Source organism: Enterococcus sp. HMSC061C05 (assembly GCF_001814765.1).
Lineage (GTDB): Bacteria > Bacillota > Bacilli > Lactobacillales > Enterococcaceae > Enterococcus_B > Enterococcus_B lactis.
Window position 1 is genome coordinate 1 of record NZ_KV817739.1, and the last position, 19909, is coordinate 19909.

The window sequence follows — 19909 nt, forward strand, 5'->3', positions numbered from 1 at the left end:
TATTACTTGATGCAGGACAGCTTTTTCACATCCTCTTGTTAGTTATCGTTTGATAAGGAAAAAGGCAAATCTTTTGATCGATACTTCTTAGGATGAGGGACGATACCTAATTGGTAAGAAATCTTGCCGCCTTTCAGCAAATCTTGATGGGTAAAATATAATTTCGTATATTCTTTGTCCATCCGTTTGATTTTATGGATAAATTGCTGTTGTGGCCGATTAGGAGTGGCTTCAATCGTCAATTCCTTTCCATTTGACAAAAGCACAACAGCCTTGTCCATTAAAGGCATACCGATAACATATTCACCGGTCCCTGGTGTGACAGGATAGAATCCCAGACTATTGAAGATATACCAAGCAGCCATACTTCCGTTGTCCTCATCTCCAGGGTAACCCGTTGAAGAATCGTCGAAAGTTTGAGTCATCAATTGTTTAAGCAATGGCTGTGCCATTTCGGGTTGTCCAATATAGCTGAACAAGTATGGGTAATGAAAACTTGGCTGATTGGAGATAGCTAACTGCCCAAATTCTATCGCAGCCATCTCGCTCATTTCATGAATCTCAAAACCATATCCTCCTGTTTCAAATGTCGGAGATTGATTGCACAAATCAATGAGTTTTTCTTTGAATCTCTCACTGCCGCCATATTTTTCGATCAACCCTGCAAAATCATGATAAACAGCAAAGCTGCTTTGCCAAGCACTGCCTTCTGCATAATCTTGTCCCCAACGATGAGCAGAAAATGGTTCTCTGAATTTGCCATTTTTATCTTTGGAACGCATCCATCCTGTCTCATAGTCAAAAATATGTTGATAGTTCAATGATCGTTGCTGATATTTTTTCACCGTTTCGTCCTCTGCTAGTACTTTGGCAACTCGACTAATACAAAAGTCGCTATAAGCATAATCTAGCGTATGATTGACCGATTCATGGTAGTGATTAGGAACATAGCCGTATGTCAAGTAATCATCTGTCCCTTGTCGTCCATAATTTGAATGATTACTTTGAACTGTAGCGCCTTTCTTCATTGCTGTTAGAAATTCCTGCATCAAGTCTGGCCGAATACCTTTTACAGCAGCATCTGCAATGACTGCATCAATCAATGTCCCAGGCATTAGTCCACGTTCGTCAGGAGACAGCCATTTTGGCAAATAACCAGTTTCTCTATAGCTGTTCAAGAAACCTTCCAGCATTTCTTCGTACTTTTCTACAGCAATCAAAGAATAAAGAGGATAAACCGTTTTATACGTATCCCAGAACCCATTATTTGTATAGAGAACGCCAGGTTTCACAGATCGGCTAGTCGTATCATAGTGGATTTTTTGCCCACTAGGATCCATTTCATAAAATGTCTGCGGAAATAAAAACACCCGATAGAAGTTATGATAAAACGTCCGCAATTGTTGTTGATCATGGTGTGTGAGCTGTATACGATCAAAATAGGATTGCCATTGTTTCTGGCTGTTAGCAAGGTAAGTCTCTTTGCTTTGGTTTTGTTCTAGTTCCAGGTTATAAGCTGCTTGTTCCGAGCTGATAAAAGATGTCCCGAATCGGATGGTTTGTTTTTTTGTCTGTTCAAAATACAACGGGATCGAATCGCTATTTTTGTTGGAAACAGCTAGCTCATCAATTGTTAAAGGATATTCAAATCTCAATATGAAATAAAAAGAAAAATCAGGATCTTCTGAACCAGCAAAATGTGTGATTTTTCCTTCCACTGTGTAAGGATCTATAACAAAGAGCTGATGACGTCCCGGAAAGGATAAAAGTAAACCGCTATCATTTCTGCTGTAATCAATAGATAAGATTCCGCCATACATACTGGGTATCAATGTAGAACGGATGCCATAACGCAATTGACGGATCGACAGATGAGTCGGACAAAATATACTTTCTTCTGGGCGGTAAGAACTTTGCGCATGAAAAAGGGTATTTTCCTGTAATTTACCATTGATTGGCGTGAGCAGCATATGACTGAAATCGCCCATCCAAGGACTTGGCTGGTGGGTAAGTCGATAACCTTGAAAAACACGATCCTCAGGATGAAACCACCAGCTGCCGTTTTGATCGGTCGTTTGCGGTGCAAAATAATTCATCCCAAAAGGAACGCCAGTGTAAGGCTGGCAGTTCCCGTTAGAGAAATTTGGCTGATTAGCTGTGCCATGTCTAGTATCTATTTGACCGATATTCATTTTATTTCTCCTTTGTTGATTGTCTTTTGATAAATGAAACTGGAAATTTGCTGTCGGAAGGACGTTCGTTTGTCTCTAACCAAGTGATCAAAGCCTCTCCAGCAAGCTTGCCTAACTGTTCAAAATCTTGTGCAATGGTTGTCAGCGGTGGATCAACAAGAGCAGCTGCTTGGATATCATCAAATCCGATGATTGAAAAATCTTCAGGAACATGATAATCATGCTGTCTCAAAAAATTCATCGTCTGGATAGCGACAACATCGTTTTCGCAAACAAAAGCGGTCACTTCATACTTAGTGATATAAGAAAGCAATTCATCGAATGTCGCGCTTTTGTCATCCAGCGAAGTGTGGAAAGCCAAACCAGCTTTGTCCAATGCTTCAAGGTAACCAAGGTAACGCTGACGTACGGATTGTGGATGAGTCTGTGCACCAAATAAATAAGCGATTTTTGAATGTCCCTGTTCGATCAAATGAGAAGTAGCGAGCACACCACCTTGGAAGTTGTCGGAAAGCACGGTAGGAAAAGGCAATTCATAGATTTTTTTATCCAATATGATGACAGGGAATTCTTTTAATGACAGCTCAAAAAGCAAGTCAAGATGCTGTTCTGTATCAAAGGCATAATAAATCAATCCATCAAATTCATGGATGAGTTCTTTTGCCGTTTTATTTTGTAAAAAATCATGTGTCGTCATCATGACATCCATCTGTTTATCCTGCATCACAGGATTCAATCCCTTGGTAAAATCACCAACAGATAAATCAGCGACATATGGAAGAAGAAACAGAATCCGCCGTGTTTTTGTAGGAGAAGGAAGCATCTGCTCCGGAGCAGCTGATTTAACAAAACTGCCTTTCCCACGTACACGATAAATCAGCCCTAATTGTTCTAATTCAGTCAATGCACGTTTGGAAGTGATTCTGCTTACTTTATAAGTATGGGAAAGTTCCTTTTCAGTTGGTAGTTGGCTATCCACAGGTAATTCACCAGTTAAAATAGCCGTTTGCAAATCATTAAATATTGTCTGGTACAATGGTTGATTCATATAAACACCTCTTAATGATATATCATATTCAAATAATACCATAATAGATGAAAAAGTAAATAAAAAGTTATTTTTTTGAAAGCGTAGACATAAAATGCTGCAAGAGGTATAATCTTTAAAGATATATCAAATGAAAAGAGGAGATTTGTATGGTTTATAAAGATATACCAAAGTCAGTGCAAAAATTTATGGATGATATCACACAAAAATGCGGGAAAACCCATGCGGACTGGGCAACGAATTTTACAGCAGCATTTGCCAACACGCTATTGACAACAGTCAAAAAGCAAAATGACGGTACTACTTTTTTATTGACAGGAGACATTCCTGCAATGTGGTTGCGAGATTCTACTGCACAAGTTCGTCCTTATTTAGTGATTGCAAAAGAAGATGAGGAACTAGCTGACATGATTAGTGGGTTGGTCAAAAAGCAATTTTTTTATATCAACATCGATCCATATGCGAATGCCTTCAATGAAGAAGCGAACGGTGCGGGACACCAAACAGATCACACAAAACTGAACGATTGGATCTGGGAAAGAAAATATGAAATTGATTCTTTATGCTACCCGATACAGTTGGCCTATCTTCTTTACAAAAATACAGGAAAAACGGACCAATTCAACCCAACTTTTATTGAAGGGATCAAAAAAATCTTAGACGTGTTCGAAACAGAGCAGGATCATGAACACTCTCCTTATACATTTATACGAGATACGACAAGAAAAGAAGATACGCTGATCAATGACGGACGAGGAGCCAAAACAACTTTTACAGGTATGACATGGTCTGGTTTCCGTCCTAGCGATGATGCTTGCCATTACGGGTATCTGGTACCATCCAATATGTTTGCGGTGGTCGTGTTAGGTTATGTGGAAGAAATTTTCCAAACGATACTCGATGATAAAGAAATTGTACAGAAAGCACAAATATTGAAGAAAGAAATCCAAAAAGGTATCCAAAATCACGGACGGACGGTTAATCAAAAAGGGCAAACGATTTATGCATACGAAGTAGATGGAATGGGGAACGCGACGGTCATGGATGACAGCAACGTGCCCAATTTGATTGCGGCACCTTATTTGGGTTACTGTTCAGAACAAGAGGAAGATTATCTTCAAACAAGAAGAACATTGTTGAGTAAAGAGAATCCATATTTTTATGAAGGAAAATACGCAAAAGGAATTGGTTCTTCCCATACGCCAAAAGAGTATATTTGGCCAATTGCACTAGCTATGGAAGGAATGACAACACCAGATAAATCTGAAAAAGAACGGCTATTGAATTTGCTTGTAGCAACTGATGCAGGAACACATCTTATGCACGAAGGATTTGATGTGAACAATCCTGAAAATTATACGAGAGAATGGTTTTCTTGGGCAAATATGATGTTTTGCGAATTAGTTATGGATTACTTTGATATTCGAGTAGAAAAATAGGAGGTACTGTAAATGAAAAAGAAAGTATATATCATTTCTCATAGCCATTGGGATCGTGAATGGTACATGGCTTACGAACAGCATCACATGCGGTTGATTGAATTGATAGACGATTTATTAGAGCTATTTGAAGTTGATCCGTCCTTCAACAGTTTTCATTTGGATGGGCAAACGATTATTTTAGATGACTATCTTCAAGTAAGACCAGAAAAAAGACAGGCACTTCAACAAGCGATCAATGAAGGAAAATTGAGAATCGGACCATTTTATATCTTGCAAGATGATTTTCTGATCAGTTCGGAATCAAACGTGAGAAATATGCTGATTGGTATGGAAGAAAGCCGCAAATGGGGAACCCCCGTCATGTTAGGCTATTTTCCTGATACATTTGGAAATATGGGACAGACGCCTCAATTAATGAAACAAGCTGGTATTTCAGCAGCGGCATTTGGCCGTGGGGTAAAACCAATTGGCTTTGACAATCAAGTTCTGGAAGCAGAAAACTATTCTTCTCAATACTCAGAGATGTGGTGGAAAGGACCTGATCAAACAGAAATTTTTGGTCTGTTATTTGCCAATTGGTATAGCAATGGGAACGAGATTCCCGTAGAAAAAGAAGCTGCTCGTGTCTTTTGGAAGCAGAAATTAGCAGATGCAGAACAATATGCATCTACTGATCATCTATTAATGATGAATGGTGTTGATCATCAACCAGTACAAAAAGATATATCAAAAGCAATTCATCTCGCAAATGAGCTGTTTCCAGATTACGAGTTCATCCATTCTAATTTTACTGACTATCTGGAAGCAGTTCGACAAGAGTTGCCAGAAGACTTAGGTTCAGTAGAAGGAGAATTGACAAGTCAAGAAACGGATGGCTGGTATACTTTAGCCAATACAGCATCTGCTCGCGTTTACTTGAAACAATGGAATACCAAGGTCCAACGGCAGCTAGAAAACATCACGGAACCACTTGCGACGATGGCTTACGAAGTTACAGGGATTTATCCCCACGATCAATTAGACTATGCTTGGAAGACATTAATGCAAAATCATCCTCACGACAGCATTTGCGGTTGTTCAGTTGATTCTGTCCATCGGGAAATGATACCTCGTTTTGAAAAAGCAGATGAAGTCGGAAAGTATCTTGCACAAGATTCTTTAGAACAACTGGCCACAGCGATCGATACAACTGGATTTCCAAAAGACAGCTTTCCATTTGTCGTTGTAAATACTGCGGGAATGGATAAAACTGGCGAAGCAGAAATAACCATCGAATTAGCAAGAAAAAGATTCGCTGAAGGAATACCTGAACAACTGTATCAAGAGTTAGAACAGTTGCCTAGACAGAAGTATCACGTAGAAACAAAAAGCGGGGCCACTATACCAGCTATTTTATCTGAAGAAACTGTACAATTTGGTTATGATTTGCCGAAAGATCGTTTCCGTGTGCCATATATGGCAAGAACGATCAAGGTAACTTTACCAATAAAAAACATGCCAGCGTTTTCTTGGGAAACATTCGCGCTTGTAGAAGGGGAAGCGAAAGCAGAAGAAAAGGAAACAATGATCCGTCAGAGTGGACGAATCGTCGAAAACGCCCACCTGCGTTTGACGATTGAAAAAAACGGTACCATTACAATGGAAGATCGCAAAAACAAACGAAAATGGAATAACCTGCATATTTTTGAAGATATCGGTGATATAGGAAACGAGTATATCTTTAAGCAACCTGTATATGATCAACCAATCCTATCCAGTAATCAAGAGGGCTCTGAAGTAAAAGTATTAGTAGATACACCAGAAATAGCCAAAATAAGTATTCTACAGGAAATGGAGATTCCAGTTTCTGCAGACGAGCGTTTAGAGAAAGAACAACGGATGGTTGTAGAATTTCGTTATCGAAAAGCAGAACGATCTAAAGAAAAACGGATCCTTCAAATAGAAACGATCATGACTGTCAGAAAAGATAGTAAAAAAATCGACTTTGAAACGACTCTTGACAATCAAATGAAAGATCATCGATTGCGTGTCTTGTTTCCTACAAAGTTACATGTGGAACATCACGAAGCAGATAGTATTTTTGAAGTGGTGAAGCGCCCAAACCATGTGTCTAAAAGTTGGGAAAACCCCACGAATCCGCAACATCAGCAAGCATTTGTCAATATTCATGATGAAGAGTACGGTGTAACAGTCGGAAACTTTGGTTTGAATGAATATGAAGTAACAGAAGACGGACAAATCGCGGTGACGCTACTTCGCTGTGTGGGAGAACTAGGAGATTGGGGGTATTTTCCAACACCAGAAGCACAGTGTTTAGGTAAGCATCGGTTCAATTACAGCGTTGAACTGCATGGACCAGAAGAAACATTCTCTACTTATTTGCATGCATACGCGGCACAGATTCCTTTTTCCACTCAACAAATCAAACATCATGAAGGAACATTGGCATCAAAACAACAATATTTAACGATAAAAAGTGAAACGTTTGCAATTACAGCTTTGAAACGGAGTAAGTTTAGTGATAAAGTAGTAGTGAGAGGTTTCAATATGTCTAGTCATTTGGAAAAATTAGAAATAACTAAAGACAATCGAAAAACGGTCATATTGAATCTGCTTGAAGAACCAACGCAGCAATCGGTTGTCCCGATAATCCAACCTTATGAAATTCGGACAATCGGATTCGAGGAGGAAAACTAAATGTATGGCGGAATAGAAGCAGGCGGAACAAAATTTGTGTGTGCGGTTTCAGAAGGTGGAGAGATTTTGGAAAAAACAAGTATCCCTACCACAACACCAGAAGAAACATTGGATCAAGTATTTGAATTTTTTGATCGTTATGAACTGAAGGGAATCGGGATCGGCTCATTCGGCCCGATTGGTATCGACCAAACAAAAGATAATTACGGATATGTTTTGGCAACTCCCAAAAAAGGATGGGCACAATTTGATTTTCTCGGCACAATCAGGAAACGCTACAATGTTCCTGTTGCTTGGACGACAGATGTCAATGCGGCTGCATACGGGGAGCTGAAGCAAGGGGCAGCACAAGGAAAAAATAGTTGTATTTACCTTACCGTGGGAACAGGAATCGGTGCAGGCGTCGTGATCAATGAGGAAATTTTTTCAGGAATCGCACATCCTGAAATGGGACATATTTGGGTAAAACGCCATCCAGATGATCAATATGAAGGCACTTGTCCTTATCATAAAGACTGTTTGGAAGGATTAGCAGCAGGTCCGTCTATTGAGGCACGTATAGGGATCAAAGGGCAAGATCTGCCGCAAGATCATCCGATTTGGGATATTCAAGCTTTCTATATTGCTCAAGCACTGATCAACTATACGTTGACGTTAGCACCTGAAAAGATTATTTTAGGCGGCGGAGTAATGAATCAGGATCATCTCCTTCAAAAAATCCGTCAGCAATTTGTTGAATTGATGGGTGGCTACATGGAAACACCTCAAGTAAGTGAATATATCGTTCGTTGGGGACTGCCAAATGAAAGTGGGATTATCGGTAGTTTGCTGTTAGCAGAACACGAACATCAAAAGTAAGCAGACAAGTTACACAAAAAGAACGTAGTCTTATCAGCAGATAATGATAGGACTACGTTCTTCTCTCTATTTCCACAATCCGGGTAAAGCTTTACCAACTATTTTTTCTTGAGTAAATGGATGGATCATGTGCAGTTCTAATGCATGGAGCATCAGTCGTTCAGCTGGTCTATTTTGGTAGAGAGGGTCTCCAACGATTGGATGCCCTATATGAGCTAAGTGTACTCTGATCTGGTGCGTACGACCGGTTTCCAAAACACAATACACTTGTGTTTTTCCAGAAAGTACTTTGTCGACAGTGACATGTGTCAAGGCGTTCTGACCATTTTTATCATCTACGACCCGTTTTCTCCGATCATGGCGATCGCGTCCGATTTTATTGGTAATGGTCCTATCTTTGGCGATTTCCCCCCATACGATGGCTTGATATCTCCGATAGATCATTTTTTGTTCCAACATTCTTCCAAGTATCGGCAAGACAAATGGGTTTTTTGCAAATAAAACAGCGCCGCTTGTTTCTTTGTCCAAACGGTGGACAACGTAAGGTCGTTGTTTTTTCGTATCGAGATAAGCAGCTAAGTGATTGAGCAAGGTACTGTTTTCTGTTGGTTCGTTTGGATGAGTCTTCATTCCTGCAGGCTTATCCACTATAATCAAATGTTCATCTTCATATAAAACACGTATGTGCTTCGCATCTCCTAATTGGACTTCTTGATAATTATAATCTGTTTCTTCGAATAACAATGTGATCTGGTCATTGCCTTTTACTTCATGATGGAACAAAGCAGGTTGTTGATTGATCCAAACGTTTTTACGTATACGCAAAAAGTGCCGAACCTTTCTAGGAACTAACCATTCCTTTTCAAGCAAGTCGCGAATCGTTGTTTCAGGATGGTTCATAGGTAAAGTGATCGTGATTTTCACAAGTGTACTCCTTTCGGTAAAATTGCAGACTAATTGTACCATTTTTAAAACATATTTAAGAAAAAACTTACATTTTTCTGTTCATTCTTATGTTACTCTACTTGCACTAACGAAAAAAAACAAATCGAACTACAACTTAAGCAGGAAGAAAACACTCTTTCATTATGGTAAAATAAGACGATTGAATTGAATAGACAGGAGAAGAAGCGAATGGATTTTCAAAGCATTTTAGGAAAGATAAAAGCTGCTTTGATCAGTTTTTGGCGATGGATCAGACCATATCTCGGACAATTCCATCGATGGCGAAAGCGCATTTGGAAAAAATATCATGTGAACAAATTGATTTTGCTGATTGGTTTGATCTGTGTCTTAGTGACAAGTATCTACCTTTTTATTTTAGCCAAACAAGCAAATGTCGAAACGTTAAAATCTGGATTAAGCCAATCGACAGTCATTTATGATAAGAAAAATGAAGAAGCTGGCACACTGTACGCCCAAAAAGGGACATACGTAGAATTAAACGCGATTTCTCCCTATATCCAAGATGCGGTAATCTCGACAGAAGATAGGAATTTTTACGAACATCACGGATTTGATATCAAAGGAATCGCCCGTGCGGCTGTTCGGATGGTTTTGTCTGGCGGAACATCAGGGGGCGGAGGAAGTACGATCACTCAGCAGCTTGCCAAAAATGCTTATCTGACATTAGATCAAACATTTGATCGAAAAGCGAAGGAATTATTTTTGGCAATCGAGATCGAAAAGAAGTACAGCAAAGAAGAAATCTTGACCATGTATCTTAACAATGCCTATTTTGGCAACGGGGTATGGGGTGTCCAAGACGCTTCCAGAAAGTATTTCGGAGTAGATGCAACGAATGTTACGCTATCTGAGGCTGCTACTTTGGCAGGAATGCTGAAAGGTCCTGGTATTTATAATCCGATTGATCACCCAGAAAATGCGAATGATCGGAAAAACACAGTACTAAGCGTAATGGAAGAAAACGGAAAAATCACAAAAGAACAAGAACAAGCAGAAAGCCAGACAGACATCAGTGCTTATCTTCATGACACATACGATAATTCAGATTCTGGTTATCGTTATCCTTATTATTTTGATGCAGTGATCGATGAAGCAGTTAACGAGTATGGTCTTGATGAAGAAGATGTCATGAATAAAGGCTATAAAATCTATACAGCTTTAGATCAGGATTACCAAAAGCAATTAGAAGCTACTTATCAAAATAATGCATTATTCCCAGCAAATGCTTCAGATGGTGCCATGGTCCAATCTGCTTCAGTAGCTTTAGATCCGAATACAGGCGGTGTACAAGCATTAGTAGGACGAAGAGGAGATCATGTCTTTAGAGGATTCAGCTTTGCTACACAGATGCGCCGCTCTCCAGGATCAACGATCAAACCATTAAGCGTGTATACACCAGCGTTGGAAGCTGGTTACAAGCCTTCTAGTGTCTTGAAAGATGAACCGCAAAGTTATTACGATGCGCATAATTTTGACGGGACATACCAAGGAGAAGTACCGATGTATCAGGCTGTTGCACAAAGTTTGAACTTGCCTGCTGTATGGCTTTTGCATGAGATCGGTTTACAAAAAGGATATGATAAAGCAGAAGAATTCGGCCTGCCTTTAGCAAAATCTGATAAGTATTATGGCTTAGCTCTTGGCGGATTAGAAAAAGGAGTATCTCCAATGATCATGGCGGGTGCTTACAGTGCATTTGCCAATGAAGGTCAGATGTATACGCCGCATCTCATCACGAAAATCGTTGATTCAACTGGAGCGGTGATCATCGATAATACAAACAAAAAGCCAAAACAGGTTATATCAAAGGAAACAGCTGATGAAATGACCAGCATGCTTCTTGGTACATTCTCAAATGGGACAGCAGCTGCTGCGAACCCTGCAGGTTATACGATAGCAGGTAAAACAGGAACCACAGAAACTAATTTCGATGCCACGAAAGCAAATGACCAATGGATGATCGGGTATACGCCAGATGTAGTGATTTCGACATGGATGGGGTATGAAGAATCCAGCAAGCTGCATTATTTGGAAGGGACAAGTGGAAATGTTGTCGGGAAAGTCTTCAAATCAGCGGCAGAAGGTATCCTTCCTTATACTTCCAAAACAGGATTTAGTGTAGCTGATGCCTATGCCACAGGAGGGCAAGTGGTAGCAGCAGATCAAGTTGGAAACACAGGTAATTCTAATGGAGAGTCTGGAAATTGGCAAGATAACTTGAATCAATACGGTGAACAAGCAAAAGAAGGATTGAAGAATTTCGGCGATATGGTGAAAGAAGGCGTTCAGGGAATTGGTGAAGCGGCTAAAGACCTCTGGCGGAAATATCAAGGAGAGTAGACCCTTTGAAAACGAATAACCCCATGTTACAATAGAGAGTAACTACTAAAAGAAAAGAGGGCATAACATGTCAAACATCTACGATAGCGCGAATCAGATCGAACGTGAGATCCGTGAATTACCAGAATTCAAAGCGTTGAAAGAAGCGTACGAGAAAGTACAAGCAAACGAAGAAGCACACAAGCTGTTCAAAGACTTCCAAGCGATGCAAATCGAATTACAAGAAAAACAAATGAGTGGACAAGAATTCAGCGACGAAGATGCAATGAAAGCACAAGAAATGGCTGTGAAAATTCAATCAGAAGAAGTAATCAATGATTTAATGCAAAAAGAACAAGGGTTCAGTACGATCATCAATGACTTGAACCGGATCATCATGACGCCAGTTCGCGACCTTTACAGCGAATAGAACTATTTTATGAAACAACAGAGGTTGTGAAAGAGACGTTCAGCCTTGAGCGATAACAAAGTTGCTTCTTATTGCCGATAGACTGTCTCTTGAACACCGTTTATTCAGAAATAGGAGAGACGACAAAACTCTTGTCGTCTCTCCTTTTTTTTGTCATTCATTTTTCAAACGGTAAAAATAGCCCTCTTGAGCTAACAGCTCTTCGTAAGTACCCATCTCAACGATTTTTCCTTCATCGATCACAACGATTTTATCTGCCTCTTTGATCGTTGAAAGCCGATGAGCCACAATAAAAGTAGTGGGTGTTTCTGTCAGATAATTCAGGGCCTGCTGGATTTTTTTCTCTGACTGGTTATCTAAAGCTGAAGTTGCTTCATCTAGCAAAATGATTTTCGGCTGACGTATCAATGCTCGTGCAATGGAGATACGTTGTTTTTGGCCACCAGACAGCTTGTTGCCATGTTCGCCTACTAAGGTATCCAGTCCATCAGGAAGCTGGTCAATCAGTGAAGAAAGTTGCGCAGCTTCGATGACTTCATCTAAACGTTCTTTTGATACGTTTTTCAAGCCATAAGTGATGTTCTCTTTGATCGAAGCGGAGAACAACAAAGTGGTTTGAGGAACAACGGCTAAATAATTACGCACACTTCGCATATCCAATTCATCCAAAGGCTGATTATCTAGGAAAATCCTCCCTGAAGACGGCTGGATAAATCCAATCAATAAGTTAAGGAGTGTAGATTTTCCAGAACCAGATGGCCCAACAAAAGCAATTGTTTCTCCAGCTTTCACCTCTAGAGAAAAATGATCGATAATCGGCTTGAGTGAGTCCGGGTAATGAAAAGAAACATCCTCAAAGCGAAAATTTCCATCCAAATGTTGGATTTTTTTCTTACCGTGATAAGTTTCTACATCGCCAGCAATCAACAGTTCACCAATAGAAGTAATAGATTCCATGCCTTTTGAAATCGTAGGAATCAGTGTGATCATTCCAGAAACGGAATTGACGATCGTTGTGAAATATGTCTGATACATCACGACATCACCTGGTTGAATACGCCCTTGTAAAGCTAATATCCCAGTGAAAATCAAACAAATCAGTTGAAATATCTGAAAACTAGCCCAGCTGACTGATCCGAAAACAGATTGCAGGATATCTAAGTGGAATCCTTTTTCATAGATTTGGGTAAAATGCTTATTTAAGCGAGTGGTTTCGTGTTTTTCTAACCCATGAGCTCGAGCAATCGGTGCTAATTCGATCACTTCGATCACTTTTGCAGAAGTTTCTTCCATTTCTTGCCGGAAATCTGAATTGGACTGTCTGATTCTTTTCCGGAAAAAAAGAGTAACTAACGCGGCGAGAGGGACAGTCAATAAGAAAAACAAGAAAACGACAGGACTTCTATAAAGCGTGATACCTAAAGCCACGAATAAATTGACAGCAATGTTCAATCCGCTGACAAATACTTGAGAGGACAATGTTTGGATGGCTTCTACATCACGGATGATCTTTGATTGGATCCGGCCAGATTGCAATTCTTTTTGATAGGGAATAGAAAGTTCTTGGATTTTCTTGATAAGGGTCGCTCTTAGTCCAGCTTCTACTTGCCGGATCGAAGTGCTATGGTATTTTACATGAAAATAATTCGTCAATATATTTTGACCGATCAGACAAGTCATCAAAAAAGCGTTGAAATAAATCGCCTGCAATTGAGAGGAATCTTTTGATGAAGCTGCATTGATTACATTGGCAATAGCGATCGGCATTAACCAAGATGGAAGATGTTTGATAATAAAAAAGAGTCCTGACATGGCAAAGCGCCAATAATTCCCCTGATAAAGATGCAGCAATGTCTGAAAAGCATTTGCATGATATTTTTGATAACTTTTCTGTATTCGTTCCTCCATAATCTTCTCCTTAACAATCTTGGTAAATAAACTGCAAGTGTTCTATTGCTTCAGGAACATAAATCTCAGGAGTAGCTTCAAGAGTGGCGTACATTAGAGGACGCTCATATTTGATATAATGTAGTACCGGGCGGAAATCTAAACAACCTTTACCAACAGGAACTATGCGGATCTTTCCATTTTCCATGATGTAGTCTTTGAGATGAAGCGCTGTAATACAACCCTGTAAATTGTTCAAGGCACCTCGGATCACTTTTTCCTGATCAGCATGATTTTCTTTGTGGATCAAATTCGCACAGTCTAAAATGATTTTTAAATTTGGTGAAGCTACTTCATCGACTAAACGTTTGGCTAACTGATAGTTATAGATCGGATGATTGATCCCTGCTTCAACAGCAACAGTTACGCCAAAATTTTCTGCATGAGCGACTAATTCAATGACTGAATTTCTAGCAATCTGATAAGCTTCTTCAGTAAAATTTTCTTTTGTGAAACCGACAGAGACACTACCGGTTTCCGTAGCAATCATCTTGGCTTGATAGGCAGAGCACAGAGCAATTTGCTGTTTGAAAGTTGCTAATGCTTGTGCACGAACTTCTTGATTTTTGCTGGATAGGTTGATATAGCAACCTAAAATGGAAAGTTCGATATTGTTTTTTTGAAAGTATTCACCAAAATAGGCAGCACTCCCAAGTGTCATGGTATTTAATTTAAGTTGTTCAGGAAATGCTTTTTGTGGTGCAAATTGGATATGGGACAAGTGAAGCTGTGATACTTTTTGAACGATTTCTTCACGATTTCGAACCTCTAGATCATGGGCACGAATGCCTAAATTTAATGGAAACATCTCAAACTCCTTTTTGTAAATAATCAGCAAGAGGCAGACGGGATTCTTTTATCAATTCAGCAATTATTCGGGCAACTTTATCAGCGCCTTCTGGACTAAAGTGGGTATTATCCTTTAGTCCTTCTGGGTAATTTTCACAACTATTAGGCATAAGATGCAGATAGAATTTTTTTGTCTCTTCTTTTGAAAAGGTCTGGAAATATTCTTGTGATCGTGAGAAAACATCTAAAAGTGGAATATGGTGTTTCTCAGCAAATGCACGCATCGCTTTTGGATAGTCTCCAAGTATATCTGGATTCAATGTTCCATTTTCTAAGTAATCTCGTCGCGTCACAGATGTCAGCAAGACCATTTGGACGTTCGCTTTTTTTGCGCATTCAAAAAATATCTGCAGATTTTTTAAATAGCTACCGAAGGGGAGCGTACCTCTTTCTTCTTGGATTTTCTGGTCGTTATGTCCAAATTGTACAAATAAGAAATCATTTGGCTGAAACTGTGAAGCTAAACGGGCTAATCTTCCTTCCTGGATAAATGATTTGGTGCTGCGTCCATTCTTTGCTTGGTTATTGATCTGGATCTCAGGTGAAAAATAAGCAGAGATTTTTTCTCCCCAACCTGTCTCGGGACGCTTGTTTTCATCTTTTTCTGCCGCAGTAGAATCACCGGCAATATGGATAGTAGGCATGTTATCTCTTCTTTCATAAGGGTTTATAGGCAATGAAGCAGAACAGCAAGAGAAGAAGACGGAGCAAATTTGGTCCGTCTTCTTCTCTAAAACGTGGATAAACGGATTCCGTTATTTCGCTATCCTGTTTTTGATTCGTTACTGTTACTATTAATCAATTAGGCGAAAAAGCCAAAGTAATTTTTAGCATTTGTATAACTAATCGCTTGAACGAGACTTCCTAAAAGTTGTTCATCCTCAGGTGCTTCTCCTCGCATGACCATTTCGCCTAAAAATTCACAAAGAACACGACGGAAATATTCATGTCTAGTGTAGGAAAGGAAACTTCTTGAATCTGTCAGCATGCCGACAAAATTCCCCAAAGCACTACCATCAGCAAACTGTGTCAATTGATCGCGCATACCAGCTCGAGTATCGTTGTACCACCATCCAGAACCTAACTGCAGTTTTCCATTCTGTTCTTTTTGGAAACAGCCCATCAAAGCTAAAATCGCAGGGTAGTCATTTGGATTCAGTGAATAGAGGATCGTCTTTGGCAACTGATCCGTTTCTTCTGCACGATTCAATAATTTTTGCAGAGGAATAGTCAAAGAAAGATCATTCATTCCATCATAACCGGTATCGGGTCCTAATTTTTCCAACATTTGTGTATTACAATTACGATAAGCATGAATATGCAGCTGCATCGTCCAATTATGAGAATGATAGAAGTGGGTCAAACGTATCAGTGTTTCTGTACGATAAGCATCGATTTCATCTGAAGATAATAGTTTGTTAGCTCGTGCTTTTTGAAAAATCTCTTCTAATACTGTTTCATCCGCTTCTTTATAGCGTAAGGTGTCTAAAGCGTGGTCGGAAACACGACATCCATGTTGATGGAAGTATTCTATCCGCTGCCCTAAAACTTCGATCAGTTCTTGATAGGTGGTAATCGTTTGGTCAGCTGCTTCTTCCAGTAGTGTGATCCATGCATTAAATCCTTCTTTTTCAATATTGAGTGCTTTATCTGGACGGAATGAAGGGAGAACTTTCAAATCTGGTTCTTCATGAGCAAGCAATTGATGATAGTGTAAGTCATCTGCTGGATCATCTGTCGTACAAATCACTTCTACATTCGATTTTTTCGCGATTTCCCGCCGACGGAAATCAGGAGTTGCCAAAATTTCATTTGCTTGTGTCCAAATTTTCTCTGCGTTTTCTTCATTTATCAACAAGTCAATATCGAAGAAACGCTTCAATTCAAGATGTGACCAACTGTAAAGCGGATTTCCGATAATTTTTGGTACGGTTTGACACCAAGCTAAAAATTTTTCAAAATCAGAAGCATTTCCTGTGATTTTTTCTTCAGGCACGCCGCAAGCTCGCATCAAGCGCCATTTGTAATGATCGCCTCCTAACCAAGCTTCTGTCAGATTGCTGAAATTGTTGTTTTCGTAAATTTCTTTTGGATCTAAGTGACAGTGATAATCAATAATGGGCATATTTTTTGCGTAGGAATGATAAAGCTTTTTCGCCCAATCGTCTTTTAATAAAAAATCATCAGATAAAAACATAAATCTTCCTTCTTTCTTTTTATACTATTTTATGAAAATCAAAGTGTTACTCCGTTTTTAAAAATGGCAATTTCTCGAACGTCATTTTGTTCATTTTTCGTTTCTTCTCCACTAGCCACAGCGATGATTTTTTGAACAAATGATTCTAAGATCACTTCCATTGGTTGTTCTAATAAGACGCCTGCATTAAAGTCCATCCAATGACCTTTGCGTTCAAAAAGAGTCGTGTTCGTAGATACCTTGACCGTAGGGACATATGAGCCAAATGGAGTCCCTCTTCCTGTGGTAAACAAGACCAACTGGCAATCGGATGAAGCAAGAGCAGAGGCAGCTACAAGATCATTCCCGGGAGCTTGTAATAAACTAAGTCCTGGTTTTCTGATTTTTTCGCCATATTGCAGTACATCAACGACAGGAGAGCTTCCTGATTTTTGCGTGCAGCCTAAAGACTTATCTTCTAATGTAGTGATCCCACCTGCTTTATTACCAGGAGATGGGTTTTCGTAAACTGGTTCCCCGTAAGACAAGAAATACTGTTTGAAGTCATTGATCAAGTCAACGATTGAATCAAAAACTTTTTCATTTTCCGCTCGTGCCATCAATACTTGTTCTGCACCAAACATTTCTGGCACTTCTGTTAAGATCGTGCTACCTCCTTGAGCAATCAAGTAATCAGAAAATGCACCAAGCAAAGGGTTGGCAGTTATTCCCGATAGACCATCAGAACCGCCGCATTTCAAACCGACATTTAACTTAGAGAGCGGGACTGGTATGCGCTGGTCGTTTTCGACCGCGGTTAAAAGTTCTTCTAATAGAGCTACGCCTTGTTCGATCTCATCATAGACATCTTGAGCCACTAGAAATTTCACTCGTTCTTCATCATATTCACCTAAAATTTTTTTGAATTCAGGAACGGTATTGTTCTCGCAACCTAATCCAAACACTAAAACTCCGCCAGCATTTGGATGGTTTACCGCGTCTGCTAAGATTTCTCGAGTATTTTGATGATCTTTTCCAAGCTGTGAACAGCCGTAGGGATGCTTTAAAATCGTAATATGATCAAACTGTCCCAGATCCGGATGTTTTTCTTTGAACTGTTTGACGATCAGTTCAGCAATACCATTCACACACCCAACGGTAGGGACTAAGAACAAGTCATTACGAATCCCTACTTTTCCATTTTTTCGTAAGTAGCCTTGAAATGTTCGGTTCTCAAAAGGATAATGACTTGGATGGACATCTTTTTCATATCGATAATCCAATTCACCAGAAAGGTTGGTTTTTACATTATGAGTGTGCAGCCATTGACCGGCAGTTACGTCTGCCGTCACGTGCCCGATTGGATAGCCATATTTGATCACGTTGTCTCCAGCTTTCAAATCACTCAATGCAATCTTGTGACCTTGCGGGATATCTTCAAGAGTGGTGATCGTTTGCTGATCAATCGTCAGTTGTGTTTGCTTTGGGATAGGTGTTAATGCGACAACAACACTGTCTCGTTGATTTAATTTCATTGTTGGTTGCAGGGTTTCAAGCATGGACCATCGTTCCTTTCATTTCTTGTAATACTGCTCGGACACCTTTTTGATCGATTTTTGTAGCCATTTCTTGAACAGTATCTGCCACATTCGGTAATTGAGACAAATCTTCTCCCCAAAGCGCAGCGTTTTGCAATAATCGAAGAATAGCTGTTTCATTATCAGACCAAGCATCAACAAATTCGCTTATCGTCTTTTCATCATCATGGGGCTTTACTTGATCGCCTCGATACATAAGAAGTAACGCAGCTAGTGAAACAGAGATTAGCGGTGGTACTTGATTTTTTTCTTCGATATACTTCTTGAAGACCGGAAGCAGACGGGTGCTGAATTTTGAAACACTATTTAATGAAATCGCTTCTAATTTGTGATGGGCAAAAGGATTCAAGAAACGTTCTTTGATTTGATCAGCATAAATGGCTAATTCATCTTTAGGTAAAGAAAGCATAGGAATCAATTCTAGATCGAATAGCTGATCAACATAAGCGGAGAATAAAGGATCTTTCATTACTTCTTCTACAGTTTCCAATTCCGCCAACAAAGCAAGAGGGACCATCGCTGTGTGCGGTCCATTAAGCAAATGCACCTTACGTTCACGATAAGGAGTCATATCATCTGTGATGATGACATTCAAGCCAGCCTGTTTGAATGGTAGTTGATTCTCCAACTCTTTAGGCCCTTCAATCACCCAAAGCATGAATGGTTCCGCTTTGACCATCAATTGATCTTCATAGTTATGTCGTTGATTGAAAACAGCTGCATCCTCACGAGGATAACCTGGAACGATGCGGTCAACTAAACTACAACAGAAAACATTTTCTTTTTCTAACCACTCAATAAAAGCAGGTTCTAAATCCCATTTTTCTGCGTAGCGTAAAATGATTTCTTTTAGACGTTCACCGTTTCTGTCAATCAATTCACAAGGAATAATCGTAAAACCGGCTTTGTTTAATTCGAAACGTCGGTATAAAAAGGCTGTCAGTTTGCCCGGGAAGCTCTGTGGTGGCGTATCTGTTCGTTCATCAGTCTCCACAAATTGGATTCCTGCCTCTGTTGTATTGGAGACGATATAGGCCAAGTCGTCATTTTCTGCTAGAGAAAGATAAGCATCCCATTCATGATAAGGATTGATCATTTGTTCTACTATGGTGATAATCTCGGAAGTATCAACGATTTCGCCATTGCTGAGTCCTTGTAAAATGACCGTATATAAATTGTCTTGCTGGTTCATCATATTCCCAAGACCTTGTTCTAAAGGCTGAATGATGGCGACATTTCCTTTAAACAATTGTTGGTTATTCAGTTGCTGAATCTGCCAATCAACAAATCCGCGCATAAAATTGCCTTCGCCGAATTGAAGAACTTTTACGGGAGCCTCGTTTTTTTTCACTAATTCTTTTGTCAGTTTATTCATAGATTATTCCTT

Annotated in this window: 14 protein-coding genes; 5 read left to right on the plus strand and 9 right to left on the minus strand. The window is 39.6% G+C overall.

Features of this window, described 5'->3' with window-relative positions; genetic code table 11:
- Window positions 1-38: 38 nt before the first annotated feature.
- Both HMPREF2988_RS06450 and HMPREF2988_RS06455 read right to left on the minus strand, forming a co-directional pair.
- The gene (locus HMPREF2988_RS06450; RefSeq protein ID WP_070770242.1) at window positions 39-2192 is read right to left on the minus strand and encodes a GH92 family glycosyl hydrolase; all 2154 of its coding nucleotides are present in this window, start codon (window positions 2190-2192) and stop codon (window positions 39-41) included.
- Between the two features lies 1 nt (window position 2193).
- Window positions 2194-3240, minus strand: coding sequence for a GntR family transcriptional regulator (locus tag HMPREF2988_RS06455; protein ID WP_070770243.1), 1047 nt, complete (start codon window positions 3238-3240; stop codon window positions 2194-2196).
- A gap of 149 nt (window positions 3241-3389) precedes the next feature.
- On the opposite strand from HMPREF2988_RS06455, the gene HMPREF2988_RS06460 reads away from it, so the two are divergent.
- From HMPREF2988_RS06460 to HMPREF2988_RS06470, 3 genes are read left to right on the plus strand one after another with little or no spacing between them, the layout of a single operon-like run.
- A complete protein-coding gene (locus tag HMPREF2988_RS06460) occupies window positions 3390-4679 on the plus strand; it encodes a glycoside hydrolase family 125 protein (protein ID WP_070770245.1) in 1290 nt (429 codons plus the stop codon).
- A gap of 12 nt (window positions 4680-4691) precedes the next feature.
- Window positions 4692-7379: an alpha-mannosidase gene (locus tag HMPREF2988_RS06465; RefSeq protein ID WP_070770247.1), complete on the plus strand. Its 2688-nt coding sequence runs from the start codon at window positions 4692-4694 to the stop codon at window positions 7377-7379.
- Window positions 7380-8237 (plus strand): ROK family protein, encoded by an 858-nt coding sequence (locus tag HMPREF2988_RS06470; RefSeq protein ID WP_002373210.1) that lies wholly within the window; start codon window positions 7380-7382, stop codon window positions 8235-8237.
- 66 nt (window positions 8238-8303) lie between these two features.
- On the opposite strand, the gene HMPREF2988_RS06475 is transcribed toward HMPREF2988_RS06470, so the two are convergent.
- Window positions 8304-9161, minus strand: coding sequence for an RluA family pseudouridine synthase (locus tag HMPREF2988_RS06475; protein ID WP_002316121.1), 858 nt, complete (start codon window positions 9159-9161; stop codon window positions 8304-8306).
- 210 nt (window positions 9162-9371) lie between these two features.
- Between HMPREF2988_RS06475 and HMPREF2988_RS06480 the strand changes: the two genes are divergently transcribed.
- Window positions 9372-11543 carry a PBP1A family penicillin-binding protein gene (locus tag HMPREF2988_RS06480; protein WP_024635784.1) on the plus strand — a complete coding sequence of 724 codons (2172 nt, stop codon included), beginning with the start codon at window positions 9372-9374 and terminating at the stop codon, window positions 11541-11543.
- 67 nt (window positions 11544-11610) lie between these two features.
- Window positions 11611-11952 carry a YlbF/YmcA family competence regulator gene (locus HMPREF2988_RS06485; protein ID WP_002285994.1) on the plus strand — a complete coding sequence of 114 codons (342 nt, stop codon included), beginning with the start codon at window positions 11611-11613 and terminating at the stop codon, window positions 11950-11952.
- 153 nt (window positions 11953-12105) lie between these two features.
- On the opposite strand, the gene HMPREF2988_RS06490 is transcribed toward HMPREF2988_RS06485, so the two are convergent.
- The 6 genes from HMPREF2988_RS06490 to HMPREF2988_RS06515 form a co-directional block, all read right to left on the minus strand.
- On the minus strand, window positions 12106-13860 hold the full coding sequence (locus HMPREF2988_RS06490; protein ID WP_002343148.1) for an ABC transporter ATP-binding protein: 1755 nt from the start codon (window positions 13858-13860) through the stop codon (window positions 12106-12108).
- A gap of 10 nt (window positions 13861-13870) precedes the next feature.
- Window positions 13871-14707 (minus strand): sugar phosphate isomerase/epimerase family protein, encoded by an 837-nt coding sequence (locus tag HMPREF2988_RS06495; protein WP_070770249.1) that lies wholly within the window; start codon window positions 14705-14707, stop codon window positions 13871-13873.
- A 1-nt stretch (window position 14708) separates the two neighbouring features.
- Window positions 14709-15392: a rhamnogalacturonan acetylesterase gene (locus HMPREF2988_RS06500; protein ID WP_024635782.1), complete on the minus strand. Its 684-nt coding sequence runs from the start codon at window positions 15390-15392 to the stop codon at window positions 14709-14711.
- A 158-nt stretch (window positions 15393-15550) separates the two neighbouring features.
- Entirely contained in the window at window positions 15551-16945 is a 1395-nt protein-coding gene (uxaC, locus tag HMPREF2988_RS06505; protein WP_070770251.1) for a glucuronate isomerase, read from the minus strand.
- A 38-nt stretch (window positions 16946-16983) separates the two neighbouring features.
- Window positions 16984-18483: a UxaA family hydrolase gene (locus HMPREF2988_RS06510; RefSeq protein WP_070770253.1), complete on the minus strand. Its 1500-nt coding sequence runs from the start codon at window positions 18481-18483 to the stop codon at window positions 16984-16986.
- Entirely contained in the window at window positions 18476-19897 is a 1422-nt protein-coding gene (locus tag HMPREF2988_RS06515) for a tagaturonate reductase (RefSeq protein ID WP_070770254.1), read from the minus strand. Before HMPREF2988_RS06515 ends, HMPREF2988_RS06510 begins: the two co-directional genes overlap by 8 nt.
- Window positions 19898-19909 lie beyond the last annotated feature (12 nt).

Excerpts from the sequence above, each read along its gene's own strand:
- HMPREF2988_RS06450 (WP_070770242.1), bottom strand. The coding sequence starts at position 2,192 with ATGAATATCGGTCAAATAGATACTAGACATGGCACAGCTAATCAGCCA.
- HMPREF2988_RS06455 (WP_070770243.1), bottom strand. The coding sequence starts at position 3,240 with ATGAATCAACCATTGTACCAGACAATATTTAATGATTTGCAAACGGCT.
- HMPREF2988_RS06460 (WP_070770245.1), top strand. The coding sequence starts at position 3,390 with ATGGTTTATAAAGATATACCAAAGTCAGTGCAAAAATTTATGGATGAT.
- HMPREF2988_RS06465 (WP_070770247.1), top strand. The coding sequence starts at position 4,692 with ATGAAAAAGAAAGTATATATCATTTCTCATAGCCATTGGGATCGTGAA.
- HMPREF2988_RS06470 (WP_002373210.1), top strand. The coding sequence starts at position 7,380 with ATGTATGGCGGAATAGAAGCAGGCGGAACAAAATTTGTGTGTGCGGTT.
- HMPREF2988_RS06480 (WP_024635784.1), top strand. The coding sequence starts at position 9,372 with ATGGATTTTCAAAGCATTTTAGGAAAGATAAAAGCTGCTTTGATCAGT.
- HMPREF2988_RS06485 (WP_002285994.1), top strand. The coding sequence starts at position 11,611 with ATGTCAAACATCTACGATAGCGCGAATCAGATCGAACGTGAGATCCGT.
- HMPREF2988_RS06490 (WP_002343148.1), bottom strand. The coding sequence starts at position 13,860 with ATGGAGGAACGAATACAGAAAAGTTATCAAAAATATCATGCAAATGCT.
- HMPREF2988_RS06495 (WP_070770249.1), bottom strand. The coding sequence starts at position 14,707 with ATGTTTCCATTAAATTTAGGCATTCGTGCCCATGATCTAGAGGTTCGA.
- HMPREF2988_RS06500 (WP_024635782.1), bottom strand. The coding sequence starts at position 15,392 with ATGCCTACTATCCATATTGCCGGTGATTCTACTGCGGCAGAAAAAGAT.
- uxaC (WP_070770251.1), bottom strand. The coding sequence starts at position 16,945 with ATGTTTTTATCTGATGATTTTTTATTAAAAGACGATTGGGCGAAAAAG.
- HMPREF2988_RS06510 (WP_070770253.1), bottom strand. The coding sequence starts at position 18,483 with ATGCTTGAAACCCTGCAACCAACAATGAAATTAAATCAACGAGACAGT.
- HMPREF2988_RS06515 (WP_070770254.1), bottom strand. The coding sequence starts at position 19,897 with ATGAATAAACTGACAAAAGAATTAGTGAAAAAAAACGAGGCTCCCGTA.